This window comes from Deltaproteobacteria bacterium (assembly GCA_016210005.1).
Taxonomy (GTDB): domain Bacteria; phylum Desulfobacterota; class Binatia; order HRBIN30; family JACQVA1; genus JACQVA1.
Genome location: JACQVA010000262.1, coordinates 32574 through 45239, shown reverse-complemented (window position 1 = coordinate 45239; position 12666 = coordinate 32574). Strand labels below are relative to the sequence as shown.

At 65.8% G+C, this 12666-nt stretch carries 16 protein-coding genes; 1 reads left to right on the top strand and 15 read right to left on the bottom strand.

Annotated elements, in window-relative coordinates; genetic code table 11:
* Nucleotides 1-8: 8 nt before the first annotated feature.
* From HY699_24835 to HY699_24800, 8 genes are all read right to left on the bottom strand, one after another.
* The gene (locus tag HY699_24835; protein ID MBI4519030.1) at nucleotides 9-494 is read right to left on the bottom strand and encodes a 4Fe-4S dicluster domain-containing protein; all 486 of its coding nucleotides are present in this window, start codon (nucleotides 492-494) and stop codon (nucleotides 9-11) included.
* A gap of 84 nt (nucleotides 495-578) precedes the next feature.
* Nucleotides 579-1934, bottom strand: a complete 1356-nt coding sequence (gene purF, locus HY699_24830) for an amidophosphoribosyltransferase (protein ID MBI4519029.1) — start codon at nucleotides 1932-1934, stop codon at nucleotides 579-581.
* Between the two features lie 99 nt (nucleotides 1935-2033).
* Nucleotides 2034-3248 carry a molybdopterin-synthase adenylyltransferase MoeB gene (gene moeB, locus HY699_24825; GenBank protein MBI4519028.1) on the bottom strand — a complete coding sequence of 405 codons (1215 nt, stop codon included), beginning with the start codon at nucleotides 3246-3248 and terminating at the stop codon, nucleotides 2034-2036.
* 105 nt (nucleotides 3249-3353) lie between these two features.
* A complete protein-coding gene (locus HY699_24820; protein MBI4519027.1) occupies nucleotides 3354-3941 on the bottom strand; it encodes a 4Fe-4S binding protein in 588 nt (195 codons plus the stop codon).
* A gap of 60 nt (nucleotides 3942-4001) precedes the next feature.
* Nucleotides 4002-4652: an LON peptidase substrate-binding domain-containing protein gene (locus HY699_24815; GenBank protein MBI4519026.1), complete on the bottom strand. Its 651-nt coding sequence runs from the start codon at nucleotides 4650-4652 to the stop codon at nucleotides 4002-4004.
* Nucleotides 4653-4656: 4 nt separating this feature from the next.
* Nucleotides 4657-5085, bottom strand: coding sequence for a transcriptional repressor (locus HY699_24810; protein ID MBI4519025.1), 429 nt, complete (start codon nucleotides 5083-5085; stop codon nucleotides 4657-4659).
* A 6-nt stretch (nucleotides 5086-5091) separates the two neighbouring features.
* Nucleotides 5092-5673, bottom strand: coding sequence for a DUF3501 family protein (locus tag HY699_24805; protein ID MBI4519024.1), 582 nt, complete (start codon nucleotides 5671-5673; stop codon nucleotides 5092-5094).
* A 100-nt stretch (nucleotides 5674-5773) separates the two neighbouring features.
* Nucleotides 5774-6199 carry a rubrerythrin gene (locus tag HY699_24800; protein ID MBI4519023.1) on the bottom strand — a complete coding sequence of 142 codons (426 nt, stop codon included), beginning with the start codon at nucleotides 6197-6199 and terminating at the stop codon, nucleotides 5774-5776.
* Between the two features lie 150 nt (nucleotides 6200-6349).
* On the opposite strand from HY699_24800, the gene HY699_24795 reads away from it, so the two are divergent.
* Nucleotides 6350-7108 (top strand): hypothetical protein, encoded by a 759-nt coding sequence (locus HY699_24795; GenBank protein MBI4519022.1) that lies wholly within the window; start codon nucleotides 6350-6352, stop codon nucleotides 7106-7108.
* Between the two features lie 62 nt (nucleotides 7109-7170).
* Here HY699_24795 and HY699_24790 read toward each other — a convergent pair whose 3' ends face one another.
* From HY699_24790 to vanZ, 7 genes are all read right to left on the bottom strand, one after another.
* Nucleotides 7171-7920 (bottom strand): urate hydroxylase PuuD, encoded by a 750-nt coding sequence (locus HY699_24790; GenBank protein MBI4519021.1) that lies wholly within the window; start codon nucleotides 7918-7920, stop codon nucleotides 7171-7173.
* 207 nt (nucleotides 7921-8127) lie between these two features.
* Nucleotides 8128-8733 (bottom strand): glutathione S-transferase family protein, encoded by a 606-nt coding sequence (locus tag HY699_24785; protein MBI4519020.1) that lies wholly within the window; start codon nucleotides 8731-8733, stop codon nucleotides 8128-8130.
* Between the two features lie 77 nt (nucleotides 8734-8810).
* Nucleotides 8811-9689 carry a lipoyl synthase gene (gene lipA / locus HY699_24780; protein ID MBI4519019.1) on the bottom strand — a complete coding sequence of 293 codons (879 nt, stop codon included), beginning with the start codon at nucleotides 9687-9689 and terminating at the stop codon, nucleotides 8811-8813.
* Nucleotides 9686-10339, bottom strand: coding sequence for a lipoyl(octanoyl) transferase LipB (gene lipB, locus HY699_24775; protein ID MBI4519018.1), 654 nt, complete (start codon nucleotides 10337-10339; stop codon nucleotides 9686-9688). Before lipB ends, lipA begins: the two co-directional genes overlap by 4 nt.
* Entirely contained in the window at nucleotides 10339-11400 is a 1062-nt protein-coding gene (locus HY699_24770; GenBank protein MBI4519017.1) for a 2-oxo acid dehydrogenase subunit E2, read from the bottom strand. The genes lipB and HY699_24770 overlap by 1 nt, the downstream gene beginning before the upstream one ends.
* A gap of 51 nt (nucleotides 11401-11451) precedes the next feature.
* Nucleotides 11452-12111, bottom strand: a complete 660-nt coding sequence (locus HY699_24765; protein ID MBI4519016.1) for a ribonuclease HII — start codon at nucleotides 12109-12111, stop codon at nucleotides 11452-11454.
* Between the two features lie 3 nt (nucleotides 12112-12114).
* On the bottom strand, nucleotides 12115-12624 hold the full coding sequence (gene vanZ / locus HY699_24760) for a VanZ family protein (protein ID MBI4519015.1): 510 nt from the start codon (nucleotides 12622-12624) through the stop codon (nucleotides 12115-12117).
* Nucleotides 12625-12666: the final 42 nt, after the last annotated feature.

Here is a 12666-nt window from a genome sequence, read left to right as displayed (position 1 = left end):
CGACCGCTCTAGTGCGACTGGGCAATCAGGGATTGCTGAATGGTGGCGGCGTAGATCTTCTGCTTGGCGGTGGCGGCGCTCTCCACCTCGGCGTATTCGAGGGCGTGCGGGGCGCAGAACGCCACGCACTGCGGTCCCTCGGGCACGGTGCGGCAAAGATCACAATTCTGCGCCACGCCGCGCGCGGGTTGGAACCCCATGACCCCGAACGGGCACGCCAGCAGGCACATCTTGCAGCCGATGCAGCGGTCATCGTGGACCAGCACCTGGCCGTCCGGCTCCCTTTGAATCGCCACGGTCGGACAGACTTGGGCGCAGGGTGCGTCGGCGCAGTGCACGCAGGTCATCGGCAGGTAGAACTGCTGCTCGTAGAAATCGTTGACGCGGATGCGCGAGAGCGCCGGCACGAAGGCGCCTTCGTGGACAAATGAACACGCCACCTCGCAGTCGCGGCAGGCGGTGCACTTCTCTTGGTGTACGATGATTTGCTTCATGCCCTCTCCCTTCCCCGCGCCCCCACTGCGCTCGCGGTCTGCGGCACGCGCCACCCCTTACCAGAATCACCTAGTCCGTCCAAGCTACTCTGACGCGCGCACCGCGACCGGGTAGGTGCCGGAAAAACAGCCGTGGCACAGCGCGCCCTCGGGTTGTGCCGCGCGCATCGTCGCCGCCAGCGAGAGGTAACCGACGGAATCAACGCCGAGCAGGTGAGCGATCTGCGGCGCTTCACGCCCGACCGCGATCAGCAGGCGCTCGTCGGGGATGTCGACCCCGAAGAAGCACTCGTGGCGCAGCGGCGGGGCGCTCACGCGTAGATGCACCGCGCGGGCGCCGGCGTCACGCAGCATGAGCGCGAGCGTGCGCATGGTGGTGCCGCGTACCAGCGAGTCGTCCACCAGTACCACGCGGCGGCCGCTGATCTGCGGGGCGTAGACGTTGTACTTGATGCGGGCCTTGAAATCGCGCGCGCCTTGCTCCGGCTCGATGAACGTGCGCCCGACGTAGTGGTTGCGAATCAAGCCGTGCACCAGCGGTAGCGCCGATTCCTGGGCGAAACCGAGCGCGGCGAAGTTGCCCGAGTCCGGCACCGGCACCACGCAGTCGGCATCGACCGGAGCTTCGCGCGCCAGCTCGCGCCCCAACGCCACGCGCACCTCCCCGACGCTGCGCCCGAAGACGACGCTGTCGGGGCGGCTGAAGTAGATCCACTCGAAGACGCATGGGCTGGGCGCGGCCATCCCAATGCTGCGGCTCTCGACTCCGGTGTCGGTGATACAAACCAGCTCGCCCGGCTCGACTTCTCGCTCCACGCGCGCACCGACGAGATCGAAGGCGCACGATTCCGACGCCACCACCCAGCCGGAGTCCAGCCGCCCCAGCACCAGCGGTCGAAAGCCGTGAGGATCGCGCACGGCGTAGAGCGCCCGCCGATGCAGCAGCAGCAGCGAGAACGCTCCTTCGACGCGCCCGAGCAAGTTGGCGGCGTGCTCGGGCCAGTTGCCGTCGCGCGGCAGGGTACGCACCGCCTCGGCCAGCAACCGCGTATCCGAGGTTGCGGCGGGCAGAGCGGGCGCCAGCCAGGCGCGGCGCAGCAAGTTGCCATTGTGGCAGAGCGCGACGGTCTCGGCGCCGTCGCCAATTACCACCGGCTGGGCGTTATCGAGCGTCGAGGTGCCGCTGGTGGAGTAACGGTTGTGGCCGATGGCGACATCGCCGGCGAGGTCATTGACGATGTCCTCGTCGTACACTTGATCGACCAGCCCCATGCCAACGCGCCGGCGCCACTGGGCTCCGTCACCGGCGACCATGCCGGAGGATTCCTGGCCACGATGCTGCAACGCGTGGAGCCCGAGATAAGTTGTGCGGGCGGCGGCGGCAACGCCGAAAACGCCGAAGACTCCGCACTCCTCGCGTACCTTGCTGTCAGACGACATGGGCGCGCTCGTGGCAGCTCTCGCCGGGTGTCTCCCCAGCCCATTCACCGCGGCTGACCTGAACACGGGTTATAACACAGCCCGTGATCCGGACGAACCTTACGCCGCTGAATGCGCCGTGTCTGCCGGCGGCGCGGCCGTGTGGCCGCCACCGCGCAGGCCACAGAACTCCTCGTAGTCGATCAGTTTGGTTACGGTCGGGTGCGGACCGCAGACCGGGCAATTCTTGTCTTTGCGCAGCTTGTGGATGCGCAGCTCCATGCTGAGCGTATCGAAGTAGACCATGCGGCCGATCAGCGGCTTGCCCACCCCGAGCACCAGCTTGATGGTTTCGAGCGCCTGGACGCAGCCCACCAGCCCCGGCAACACGCCGAGCACGCCCGCCTCCTGGCAACTCGGAGCCGCCCCCGGCGGCGGCGGTTCGGGAAACAGGCAGCGGTAGCAGGGGCCCTTGTGGGGATAGAAGACCGAGGCCTGCCCCTCGAACTGAAAGATGCTGCCGTGCACGTTGGGTTTACCGGTCATGACGCAGGCATCGTTGACCAGATAGCGAGTCGGGAAATTGTCGCAGCCGTCGACGACGATGTCGAAGTCCTTGATGATGTCGAGGATGTTGCTCGAAGTCAGTCGTTCCTGGAAACCGACCACTTTGACGTCGGGATTGAGCGCGGTCAGGGCCGCACGGGCCGAGTCCACCTTGGGGGTGCCGACGCGATCGTTGGTGTGGAGGATCTGGCGCTGCAGGTTGCTCATGTCGACGACGTCGTTGTCGACGATGCCGAGGGTGCCGACGCCGGCTGCGGCCAGGTAGAAGGCCGCCGGCGAACCCAAGCCGCCGGCACCAATGAGCAGCACCTTGGCTTGCAGCAGCTTGGCCTGACCCTTTTCGCCGACTTCGGGCAGGATGAAGTGGCGGCTGTACCGGCTGAGCTGATCCTTGGTGAACTGAAAGTCCTGCTCCCAGGAATAGCCCGCGCCCTTCCAGGCGCTGTAGCCGCCGGCCATCGATATCACTTTGTGATAGCCCATGTCGCGCAACTGCTTGCCGGCCAGCAGCGAGCGGGTGCCGCCGGCGCAGTAGGCGATGATCGCGGCGTGTTTGTCGGGCAGCAACTCCTCGGCGCGCAGTTCTAGGAAGCCGCGCGGCAGCGAGAGCGCACCCTGCAAGTGGCCTTCGCGGTACTCCTCGCGTTCGCGGACATCGACCAGGGTGTAGCCGCCGCCGTTGGTCAAGCCGGCGCGGACCTCGTCGATACTCCACTCCGGCACCTCTTGCCGGGCTTCTTGCATCAATTCTTTGAAACTCTTCCCCATATATCGTCCCCCCGCGTCTGCATTTCCGGTACGCTGCGGAATATAGCCCCGTGCCGGCGGTACGTCCATCGCCGCGCCCGGCGCCTCCCGGGGGGCAATGATGGACTACGCGGCTTTGTCGGCCTCGCGATAGGTCGCCAGGAGGTCTTCGAGCAAGGCGTCGCGGCCACGCTCGGCGAGCACCTGCGAGCGCGCCATCAAGACTTCCTTGGTTTCGATGAAGTCGGCGCGCCGGTAGCCCCAGATTCGGGGGTGGACGTAGCTATCCATGCGGATGGCGTCGCACGGGCAGGCTTCGACGCACAGGCCGCAGTAAATGCAGCGCAGCGTGTCGATTTCGTAGCGCAGCGGGAACTTCTCCACCGTCGGGTCCGGGTGGGCTCCCGCTTCGATGTAGATGCACTGCGCCGGGCAGGCGGTGGCGCACAGGAAACAGGCGGTGCAGCGCACCGAGGCGTCGGCCTTGAGCGTCAGACGATGGCTGCCGCGGAAGTTATCCTCGTAGCGTTTATGCTCTTCGGGGTACTGCACCGTGATCGCGGCTTTGGTCTCTTTGGCGATACCGGCCGCGTGTAAGACATGCAGCGTTAGATTGCGCCAGAACCGGTAGGTGGTCACCGCCAACCCGCGGGCTATCTCGCGCAGGTACCAGCGCTCCACGAACGTCAGCTCATCGCGTCGGGTTACTGCCATACACCGGACTCCGCCAGTCACCTATGGGGCGGCCGCCGTGCTGTCAAGGTGGCTGGCGCGCTAATGATATCGCTCGCTGGCGCCGGCACCCTGGGCCCCCAGGCGGCGTGCTTCGAGATGGAATTCGAGCACCGTGCACAAGCTTCGGGCACGCTGCGCGAGCGAGGTAGCCTCCAGGAGCGCCTGTTTCTCCAGGCCGGGTACTTCCACGGCGTAGGAGAAGAAGTTCACCAGTAACTCGTCGGACAGCGATTCGTCGTCGAGCAGCCGGCGCGCGGGGGTTTCGGGTTCGCCAGCCAGAAAACGTTCCAAGAGATCGTTGATCCGGTTACGTCGCTCGGTATCGAGGCGGACGTTGGCGGCTGCTGGGCGCCAAGTGACTTGCGCTTGGCGGTACGACTTGCCGCTGACTTTGCGCACAATGGTGAACTCGCGGGCGCCGCGCAGCATGATATTAAATCGCCCGTCGGCGAGGTTCTCGACACTGACCATGCGGCCGGCGCAACCGACCGCGAAGATCGGCGGGGAGCCGTAATAGTCCTGCTGCCAATCGCCGCGCAGCAAGGTCATACCGATGATGGCGGCGCCGTTGCTGGCATCGCGCACCATCTCGCAGTAGCGGGGCTCGAAGATGTGGAGCGGCAGCGGCACCCCGGGGAACAATACCACGTCGGGCAGGGGAAAGATCGGAATGACCCGCGGCCAGCGCATCGGTCTACCGAGTCGCGTGGCGCTGCGTGTGGCGGCATGAGGGGCAGGTGCCGTAGTAGGTCAGCGCCGAGCGGTTCACCGCATAGCCCGCTCGGCTCAGCGGTGGCGGCTGCGCCACGCTGCGGGTGGTCACCGGCAAGTCGGTGATGTCGCCGCAGTGTTCGCAGACGAAGTGCTCGTGCGCCGCCACCATGCCGTCGAAGCGCGTGCTGCGCCGCGCCAGCTGCACCGTCTGAACTCGGCCTTCAGCTGCCAGCTTCTGCAGGTTGCGGTAAACCGTGCCCAGACTCACGCGCGGTACTTGCCGCTGAACGCGGTGGTGGACCTCCTCTGCCGTTGGATGATCGTGAGCTTCCCGCACGACCTCGTAGGTCGCATCCAATTGGCGCGTGCGCCGGCTCTTCACCGGAGCGGGGGCGGCAGTCCGGGACATGTCGGCTCACTCACAAGCGAGGTCGTCCGCCAGCGAGCGACGTACGGCTTCGCCCAGCAGCGTCGCCGCCCGGTAGTTCGGGTGATCAACCACCAGCCGCACCGGCCCGTGCCCGTCAATGAAGGCGGCGCGGGCACGGGCGTCGAGGTCGAAGCGCACGTACTGCACCGCGCTAAGCTTGTCTTCTTGGCTGCGGCCGGCCTCGAATTGCCCGCGCACCACTTGGCCGTTCACCTCGAAGTAAACCGCCTGCTCGATGCCCTGGAGGGAGAGCAGGCGCTGGCGGATCTGCTCTTGCTCGGTGATTTCGATGAGCATCGTGCTGCTCAGTTCACCGGGGCGCGGCAGCAACTCGTTGTAGCAGTCGACCTCGGCGCGGATCTTGTCGAGGTCGGCGATGTGCTCGGCGCGCAGCATCTCCTGAATCTGGAAACGGACCGTGTCGCGGTTCTCGAAGATGAAAGTGATGTAGTCGCCGACGCTGACGCGCCGCTGCTTCTTCAGGTCGATGATGTGCCGGCGAAACTCTTCGCGCATGGCTTCATAGCGGTCGAGGCCGACAATCTCGTCGAGGGTAACGGGTTGCATAATCAAGCCATCCTTGCAGTGAGCGGCAGCGAGACCCGGAGCAAGCAAGAGCCGCCGCCGGGGCGGCGACTCTTGCATATCTCCACGGGCGAGGCGCCGCTTACAGTGACAAGGTGTCGAGGCCCTTCTGGAAGCGCCCGGCGTGGGATTTTTCCGCCCGCGCCAGGGTCTCGAACCACTCGGCGATCTCTTCGAAGCCTTCGCCGCGGGCGCTCTTGGCGAAACCGGGGTACATCTCGCTGTACTCGTAGGTCTCGCCCTCGACCGCGGACTTCAGGTTTTGCTCCGTGTCGCCGATCGGGGCGCCGGTGCACGGGTCACCGACTTCGCGCAAGAAGTCCAAGTGCCCGAATGCGTGCCCGGTCTCGGCCTCCGAGGTATCGCGAAACAGGCCGCCGATATCGGGGTAACCCTCGATGTCGGCGCGGCGCGCGAAATACAGGTAGCGCCGGTTGGCCTGCGACTCGCCCGCGAAGGCGGCTTTGAGGTTTTCGTGCGTTTTGGTGCCCTTGAGACTCTTCGCCATGTTGGTTTCTCCTCCTTATCAGGAATTATTCCTACTTGGCTACTCTTATCCCCGAAGTCAGGCGCCATGTCAAGCCCGGTATTCGGGCGTTGCGGCCACCTTGCGCGGGCTGGTGCGACCCCGTAGACAACGGTCATGAGGCAGCCCGACATGCTGAGAGCGTTGCCGTTGGTCGCTGCTCTGCTCGCCGTCCTCGCAGCCGCCTGCCAAGACAGCGAGCAAGCGGTGGCGCGGCGGCCGGTGACGCCCTTGGATTTGGACGCGGTGGGCGCGATCGTGGGTGAGGTTCAGTTTGCCGGGCCGGTGCCGCCGTCAAAGCAGCTGCAGCTGGGCGCGTGGGCCGACTGTGCCAAGCAGCATACGGGGCCGGTGTCCGCCGGCGACGTGCTGGTCAACAACGGCAAGCTCCAGAATGTAGTCGTCTACGTCAAGCAAGGGCTTGGAGAGCGCGGCTTTGCGGTCCCCGACACCCCCGTCGTCATCGACCAAGTCGGTTGCCTATTCGTGCCGCGCGTGGCGGTGGCGCAGGCCGGACAGCCGGTGCGTTTTCTCAACAGCGACCCGCTCGCGCACAACGTCCGCAGCTCGCCGAAGGCGCAGCGGGGTTGGAACTTCATGCTTGCCGCCAAGGGGACCAACCGCACCATCACCGTGGCCAAGCCCGAGAACGTCATTGAACTCAAGTGTGACGTTCACCCGTGGATGGCGGCCTACCTCGGCGTCTTCGATCACCCGTACGCGGCGGTGAGCGGTGCGGACGGACGCTTCGAGTTCAAGCAGGTGCCGCCGGGGGAGTACGTCATCGAGGCGTGGCACGAGCGTTTCGGCGTGCGCAGCGCCACCCTCGCTCTCGGTCAGAAAGAAACCCGAGAGGTCGCGTTCACTTTCACCGCCGAGAAGGCGAAGTGAGAGCAGCCGGGAGCCGGGGCGAGGGGCGCCACGCTTAACCCCGGCGCAATGGCCGGTGGCCGCTAGAAGCCTTTGACCTTCGGGGCGCGATCATAGAGGTGGTAGACCAGGGCCCAGGCGACCGGAACCACGGCGGCGAGAATAAACGGGTTCGCCGCCCAGGTGGCGTGCTGACTCACCATCATGAACACCAGCGCTGCCGACATGTAGGTATTGTGGCGCGAGCGTAAGCCGGCCAACGCCACCAGCGCTGCATCAGGGGCCTCGCCGTTCTTGGTGGCGGCGATGATCTTCTGCTGCGCCGGCCAGATACGAAACCAGACGTTAAACGCCATCGCGGTCCCGAACAACGTCCCGAGATGGATGGCGTAGGCGCGGTAGCTGAAGCCGGCGACGTATTTCATCGCCAAGATCATCGCCGTCGCCAGCACCACGCCCCCGATGAAGCCGTTGCGCAGATCCTTGAGCGGCCCCCGGTACAGCACGTCGTAGGCGAACACCCCGAGAAAGACCACCGCAATCATGGCGAAGGCCGGCACACCCCAGCCGGCATCGCCCTCGAACATCAACGACGAGTACGGGTAATAGACCACCAAGAGCAGCAGCACCCCGGTGCTCCAAGTCCAGGCCGCCCCCCAGCGGAACCAATAGAGCGCCCGCGGCATCAGCTCCGGCACCACTTTCTTCTTGGTCTCCGCGTCCAGCGTCGCCACGAATCCCGCGTTCACGAAGTTGAAGAAGTAGAGATGCCCAATCCATACGATTCCCGCCAGCACATGCAGCCAGCGGAATAGCCCGTCAAGCACTTGCATCGTAGCCATCCTCCCGATGGGTGCCGCCGGCGCGGTCACCCGCTCCGGCCACACACCAACTCACTGTGTCGATGGTAGCGATCAATCAGCTTTCCAGAGCTACGTCAATATCGGGGCGTGCGCAGCAGGCCGCCAACGCCACTACCAGCGCCATCGCTGGGGCGGCGCGTCAGCGCTACTTGAGATGAAGAAGTTGCGGAGTCGCGATTACAGGCCGAGGGCCTGAATGCTGGGCCGCTGGCGCAGGCGCTGGATCCAAGCGGCTACCTGGCGCAGCCGTGCGTCCAACTCGACCCCCAGCTGCGGCAGGACCAGGACCCGCGGCACAAAGGCAATATCCGCCAGCGAAAACTCGCCGACCAGGTATTCCTTGCCGTCGAGCAGGCCTTCGACGCGTACCAAGGCGCGGCTGACTTCTCCCTGATAGCGCTTGAGCTTCTCGGCGTCGCGCTCAGCCTCAGGCTTGGCCATCTCGGCCAGGACTAGCCCGGCCACCGGCAAGAACGAATTATCGCAGTAATCCTCGAGCATCCGCACGCGCGCCCGCCCCGCCGAGTCTTCCGGCAGCAGGTGGGGCAACGGGTACTCGTCCTCGAGGTACTCATTGATGATGGTGGAGTCGTAAACCACCAGGTCTTCGTCGACCAGCACCGGCACCTTACCGTAGGGATTGAGCTTGAGGAACTCCGGGTTGCGCTGCTCGCCCGCGCGCAGGTCGACGAACAACTTCTCGTGCTCGAGTTCCTTTTCTGCCAGAACCACGCGGACCTTGTGGCAGAACGGGCAGTCCGGATGGTCGTACAGTTTCATCATCTATACCCTCAGCTGGTCAGCTCTCTAAACCCGGCGGACAATTGCAGAAAACTGCGCCGGTGTCTACCCAAGGAGCGTCATCCGACGTGTTTCCAGGCGTGATAGGAGCTGCGCACTAAGGGTCCGGATTCGACGTGGCGGAAGCCGAATTCAGCGGCTGCGCGCCCCAATTCGGCAAACTCCGGCGGCGGCACGTACCGCTCTACCGGCAGGTGCTCGGCGCTCGGCCGCAAGTACTGCCCGAGGGTCAAAATCGCACAGCCCGCGGCCTGAAGATCGGCAAAAACGGCCAGCATTTCCGCCCGCTGCTCGCCCAAGCCCAGCATTAAGCCGGTCTTGGTCAGCAGCCCCGGCCTGCGTTCGTGGGCTCGCTGCAGCAGGGCCAGCGAGCGCTGGTAGTGGGATCCTGGGCGTACGCGCCTATAGAGCCGCGGCACGGTTTCGAGGTTGTGATTGAGGACATCGATGGGCGCGTCGGTCGCCGTGTCGATCGCACGCTGGTCGCCTTGGAAATCGGGTATGAGCAGTTCCACCCGGCAATCGGGGCGCTGCGCCTTGATGGCACAGGCGGTGTCGGCGAAGTGCTGAGCCCCGCCATCCTGCAAGTCGTCGCGATCGACTGAGGTCACCACCACGTGGCGCAGGTTGAGCTGGGCCACGGCCTGGGCCACCCGGCGTGGCTCATCCGGATCCAGGGTCGCCGGGCGGCCATGGGTCACTGCGCAAAAACCGCAGTTGCGGGTGCAAACCTCGCCCATGAGCATGAAGGTCGCGGTGCGATGACCCCAGCACTCGCCGACGTTCGGGCAGCGCGCTTCTTCACATACCGTGTGCAGCTGGAGCCCGCGTATGACGCGCTTGGTGTCATGGACCGCTTCCCCGCTCGGTGCCCGCACCTTGAGCCACTCCGGGTGGCGCCGGCCCCCCGGCGCGGCCTCGATCGTGGGGTCACTCATGCAGCGGCCTCCCCGGGCTGGCTGGTTTCGAACGTCTCGCGGAAGCGTCGCGCCAGCACCGCGCCAACCTCAGGCAGCGATGGCACAACCGCAAGCAATTCAGCCAACGAGGTCACCCGCAGCGCGGGCATCCGGCACGGCACGATCGCGCGAAAGAAGCGCAAGTCCGTCGCCACATTCAACGCCAGGCCGTGATAGGTCACCCAGCGCCGCAGGCCGACACCTAGTGAGGCGATTTTCGCTTCCCCCACCCATACGCCGGTGGTATCGGGACAGCGCTCGGCCACAACGCCGAATTCGGAACATGTAGCGATGACGACGTCCTCGAGGCAGCGCATGTAGCGGTGCACGTCGCGGCGGCCACTGCCGAGCTTGATGATGGGATAGGCCACCAGCTGCCCCGGGCCGTGAAACGTCACGCCACCACCGCGGCCTACGCGAAATACCGGTACCCCGAGCCGCTCGTCGGCACCGCACAGATCCGCCGCGTCAGCGCCACGGCCGAGGGTGTAGACGGGGTCGTGCTCCAGCAGCAGCAGCTGATCTGGCACGTGCTCCGCCAGGCGCGCGGCGAGCAGCTCTTGCTGTAGCGCCAGCGCGCGTCCGTACTCGATCCGTCCGAGTTCTTGCACCACCAAGGTCATTGCCATCAACCGATCGCCAGCACCAGTGGGTTTTCCAGCAACTGCTTGAGTTCTGCAAGAAACTGCGCAGCCTCGACGCCGTTGAGCGCGCGGTGATCGCACGAAAGGGTGACCCGCATCGTCTGCGCCGCCGCCAGTTGGCCGGCCCGCACCACGGCCCGGGCTCTAACCGTCCCGACCGCCAGAATCGCCACCTGGGGTGGATTGATCACGGCCGCGAACTCATCGACTTCGAGCATGCCGAGATTGGAGATGGTAAAGGTGCCGCCCAGCATCTCGTCTGCACTGAAGCGGCCGCCGCGGGCTTTCTCGCCCAGCTGGCGTGCCGCGGCGGCAATCGCTGGCAGCCCCAGATGCTCGCAGCCGATAATGACCGGGACAAGCAGGCCGTCCTCGACGGCCGTGGCGATGCCGACGTTGACGTGCTCGGAAAACCTCAGTGCACCGTCGTCCCACGAAGCATTGAGGCGCGGGCAACGTTGCAGCGCCACCGCTACCGCTTTGATGAGCACGTGCGTCACGGTGAGCGGGCCTTCGATCCGCCCTGTGGCTTCGAGCGCGGCGCGCAGGCGCATAGCCTCGTCCATTTCGATTTCGCGGGTAACGTAAAAGTGCGGCACGTCGCGTTTGGCCTCGGCCATGCGGCGGGCGATGGTGAGTCGCATCTTCGACAACTCGACCCGACCGGCCGCAGGAGCGCTTGCAGCTACGGGCTGCGGCGGGGGCGGCGGTGTGGGCTTCGCCGGCCGCGGCGCCTTGGCCGGCGCCGGGCGGGCTGATTCCACGGCCGGGCGTGGCGGTGTCGGCGGCGCGGCGGTCGCAGATCTTGCCGTCGCATCAACCAAAGCCAGCACCGCACCCACCCGGGCCGTCTCGCCCTCGGCGACCCTGATTTCCGCCAATATTCCCGAGGCGGCGGACTCCAGCTCCATGTTGGCTTTGTCGGTCTCAACCTCGGCGATGATTTCACCGGCCTGCACCGCTTCGCCGACCTGTTTCAGCCACTGCACGACGGTGGCCTCCTCCATCGTGTCGGTCAGCTTCGGCAAGGTGATCTCGATCGCCATGGTGGAGTCTCGCGCGGGATTATAGGCAAACTCGCCGCCTTCGGCCATGCGTCACAGGCCGGGAAGCGGTAGTTGGCTTACCGGCGCAAACGAGCGGCGATGAGCGGGGCACGGCCCGTAGCGAACGATGGCCTCGCGATGGGTGCGAGTGCCGTAGCCCATATGAGAGGCGAAGCCATATACGGGGTACTGTTCATCGAGTGCCACCATCATGCGGTCACGCGCCACCTTGGCCACAATTGAGGCGGCGGCGATGGAAAAACTGCGAGCGTCGCCTTTGACCAGCGCCAGCTGCGGGATGTCGAGGCCGGGCACGTGGCGGGCATCCACCAGCAGGTGCGCCGGCACCAGCGTGAGTTCCAGCACCGCCCGGCGCATCGCTTCAAGGGCGGCGTGGTAGATGTTGAGCCGATCGATGTCGGCGACACCGACCACCCCGACTCCGATACTCAGCGCCTGCGCCCGAATCGCCTCGGCAAGGCGCTCGCGCGCCGCCGGCGTGAGTTTCTTCGAGTCGTCAACACCGGGGATGCTCACCTCGGGCGGAAATACCACCGCCGCCGCCACCACTGGACCCGCCAGTGGTCCGACGCCGACCTCATCAACACCCGCCACCAGCCGATAGCCCAGGCGCCACAGTTCCCGCTCCGGACGCAGCAGCACGCCGAGGCGTGCCGCCTTCCGGCGCTGGCGCTTGCCCCGCTCGCTCACGGTTTAGCTCCACCGCATCAGCCAGCGATAGCGCAGATAAACCAGGGACTGGCTGACCAATGCACCGAGGGAATCGACGCCACTATCGGCGAACGAGGCGGTTCGGCTGGGGACGAAGGCCTGACGCAACTCGTCGAGCAAGGCGTAGCCACCCGCTATCACCAGCGCCTGCACCATCCAACGCCAGCGCCAGCGCGGCGGACGGCCCCGGCGAGAGGCCCAGAAGACCAGTAGGCCGAGGACAAGGAATTCGGCAAAGTGCGCACTCTTGCGCACGAGGGTGTGGGCGAGCAGGATCTGGCTCGTCGAGATGCCTGGGAACAAGAAGCGCAGCAGCGGATCGAGGTAGCGGTTGGTGTTCGTTGCTGAAAACGCGTCGGATGACAGCATGGCGATGACTGTCATCCAGGCTGCCACTGTGCCCCAGTAGCGCAGCCAATCCTGCCAGCCCGGCCGCGGCACCGATGCGGCCGGCAACTGCGCCGGTAGCGGGCTGCTGCTCTCCTTGGTCATCCCAGCGGCTTCTACTCAGCCACCCGGCGCATCGCAAGCATG

Excerpts from the sequence above, each read along its gene's own strand:
- HY699_24835 (MBI4519030.1), bottom strand. The coding sequence starts at position 494 with ATGAAGCAAATCATCGTACACCAAGAGAAGTGCACCGCCTGCCGCGAC.
- purF (MBI4519029.1), bottom strand. The coding sequence starts at position 1,934 with ATGTCGTCTGACAGCAAGGTACGCGAGGAGTGCGGAGTCTTCGGCGTT.
- moeB (MBI4519028.1), bottom strand. The coding sequence starts at position 3,248 with ATGGGGAAGAGTTTCAAAGAATTGATGCAAGAAGCCCGGCAAGAGGTG.
- HY699_24820 (MBI4519027.1), bottom strand. The coding sequence starts at position 3,941 with ATGGCAGTAACCCGACGCGATGAGCTGACGTTCGTGGAGCGCTGGTAC.
- HY699_24815 (MBI4519026.1), bottom strand. The coding sequence starts at position 4,652 with ATGCGCTGGCCGCGGGTCATTCCGATCTTTCCCCTGCCCGACGTGGTA.
- HY699_24810 (MBI4519025.1), bottom strand. The coding sequence starts at position 5,085 with ATGTCCCGGACTGCCGCCCCCGCTCCGGTGAAGAGCCGGCGCACGCGC.
- HY699_24805 (MBI4519024.1), bottom strand. The coding sequence starts at position 5,673 with ATGCAACCCGTTACCCTCGACGAGATTGTCGGCCTCGACCGCTATGAA.
- HY699_24800 (MBI4519023.1), bottom strand. The coding sequence starts at position 6,199 with ATGGCGAAGAGTCTCAAGGGCACCAAAACGCACGAAAACCTCAAAGCC.
- HY699_24795 (MBI4519022.1), top strand. The coding sequence starts at position 6,350 with ATGCTGAGAGCGTTGCCGTTGGTCGCTGCTCTGCTCGCCGTCCTCGCA.
- HY699_24790 (MBI4519021.1), bottom strand. The coding sequence starts at position 7,920 with ATGCAAGTGCTTGACGGGCTATTCCGCTGGCTGCATGTGCTGGCGGGA.
- HY699_24785 (MBI4519020.1), bottom strand. The coding sequence starts at position 8,733 with ATGATGAAACTGTACGACCATCCGGACTGCCCGTTCTGCCACAAGGTC.
- lipA (MBI4519019.1), bottom strand. The coding sequence starts at position 9,689 with ATGAGTGACCCCACGATCGAGGCCGCGCCGGGGGGCCGGCGCCACCCG.
- lipB (MBI4519018.1), bottom strand. The coding sequence starts at position 10,339 with ATGGCAATGACCTTGGTGGTGCAAGAACTCGGACGGATCGAGTACGGA.
- HY699_24770 (MBI4519017.1), bottom strand. The coding sequence starts at position 11,400 with ATGGCGATCGAGATCACCTTGCCGAAGCTGACCGACACGATGGAGGAG.
- vanZ (MBI4519015.1), bottom strand. The coding sequence starts at position 12,624 with ATGACCAAGGAGAGCAGCAGCCCGCTACCGGCGCAGTTGCCGGCCGCA.